Source organism: Streptococcus mitis (assembly GCF_023109235.1).
Taxonomy (GTDB): domain Bacteria; phylum Bacillota; class Bacilli; order Lactobacillales; family Streptococcaceae; genus Streptococcus; species Streptococcus mitis_DA.
In genome coordinates, this window is record NZ_JALDUC010000004.1 from 106556 (window position 1) to 108674 (window position 2119).

Annotated in this window: 1 protein-coding gene; it reads right to left on the reverse strand. The window is 43.5% G+C overall.

Annotation, left to right across the window (positions count from 1 at the left end; translation table 11 throughout):
• Positions 1-2119 (reverse strand): DUF1542 domain-containing protein (locus M1F55_RS03820; RefSeq protein ID WP_247947298.1); only part of this gene is annotated, 2119 nt, incomplete at both ends.

Here is a 2119-nt window from a genome sequence, read left to right on the forward strand (position 1 = left end):
GGTCTTAGCTTTCAATGCATCATCGATAGCTTGTTTTGCCGCTGGCTTCGCTTGCGCTGTTGGATTTACTGAAGCTATACTTGCTGCCCCATCGTTTTTAGCTTGAGTTACTACATCGTTTGTTGTTGCGTTGTCGATGGCTTGCTTAGCTGCGTCAGCTTTCGCTTTTGCGTCTTCCTTAGCTTTGGCTTTTTCTTCTGCTGTTAAATCGTTATTGGCATCAATTGCGTCGGTCTTAGCTTTCAATGCATCATCGATAGCTTGTTTTGCCGCTGGCTTCGCTTGCGCTGTTGGATTTACTGAAGCTACACTTGCTGCCCCATCGTTTTTAGCTTGAGTTACTGCATCGTTTGTTGTTGCGTTGTCGATTGCAGTCTTCGCTGCATCAGCTTTCGCTTTAGCGTCTGCTTTCGCCGCAGCTTTCTCTTCATCTGTCAAGTCTGTACGAGAGTCTATTTCATCAGTCTTAGCTTTTAAGGCATCATCGATGGCTTTCTTAGCTTCTGGCTTCGCTTCTGGTTGTGGATCTACTGCTTTTACTTCTGTTATTCCAGTCACCTTAGCTCGGTCTACTTCCGCATTTGTTGTTGTATTATCGATGGCTGCTTTTGCTGCGTTGGCCTTAGCTTTTGCTTCTGACTTAGCCGCAGCTTTCTCTTCATCTGTCAAGTCTGTACGAGAGTCAATCACGTCGTTCTTAGCTTTAAGCGCGTCGTCGATGGCTTGCTTCGCAGTCGGTTTTGCCACTGGCTTTGGAGTCACTGAAGCTACTGATGCCGTTCCTGCAGTCTTAGCTTGTTCCACTTCTGCGTTTGTTGTCGCATTGTCGATTGCTTCTTTCGCTGCATCAGCTTTTGCCTTAGCTTCTGCTTTGGCTTTAGTTTTTTCTTCAGCTGTTAAATCATCATTCGCATCTATTGCATCTTCTTTTGCTTTTAATGCATCATCTATTGCCTGTTTGGCTGCTGGTTTTTTAGCTGCTTCTGGACTAAACGAGTTCACATCACTTAAACCAGATACACTATTTACATCTACTTTAATGTCTGTATCTGCTGCATCGATTGCGTCTTTTGCCTCATTAGCTTTATTTTCTACTTCAGCTTTTGCTGCAGTTTTCTCTTCAGTTGTTAAATCATCTCGAGCATCGATTTCTTCTATTTTCTTCTCTAGAGCTGCATCAATTGCTTTTTTAGCCTCTGATTTCTTAACTGGTTCTGGACTAAATGAATTTACATCACTTAAACCAGATATACTATTTACATCAACCTTAATATCTGTATCAGCTTCATCGATTGCTTTCTTAGCTGCATCGGCTTTAGCTTTAGCTTCCTCCTTAGCTGCTAATTTTTCTTCTGCTGTTAAGTCATTATTCGCATCAATTTCTGCTTCTTTTGCCTTTAGTGCTTCATCTACAGCTTTTTTAGCCTCTGGTTTCTTAACCGCTACTGGATTCAATGAGTTTACATCTGCTACCCCAATAGTTTTTGAATTTTCAACGTCAGCATTTGTTGCCGCTTTATCAACTGCTTGTTTTGCCGCTTCTGCTTTAGCCCTAGCTTCTTCTTTAGCTGCTATTTTTTCCTCAGCTGTCAGATCATCTCGAGTATCGATCTCTGCTTCTTTGGCTTTAAGCGCATCTTCTATCGCTTTCTTAGCTGCTGGCTTAGCTACTGGTGTTGGAGTGACATTGTTTACTTCTGTTGTTCCGTTAGCCTTAGCTTGGTCTACTCCCTCGTTTGTTGTTGCGTTGTCGATCGCTTGTTTCGCTGCGTCGGCTTTGGCTTTTGCATCAGCTTTCGCCGCAGTTTTTTCTTCGTCTGTTAAGTCATTGTTCGCATCAATCGCGTCGTTCTTAGCTTTCAATGCGTCATCGATGGATTTCTTAGCTGCTGGTTTGGCTACCGGCGTTGGAGTCACCGAATCTACTGATGTTGCTCCGTCGTTTTTAGCTTGTTCCACCGCTGCGTTTGTTGTTGCAGTATCAATCGCTTGTTTTGCTGCGTCGGCTTTGGCTTTCGCGTCTTCCTTAGCTTTGGCTTTTTCTTCAGCAGTCAAATCGTTGTTGGCATCAATTTCATCGTTCTTAGCTTTCAATGCGTCATCGATGGCTTGCTTCGCT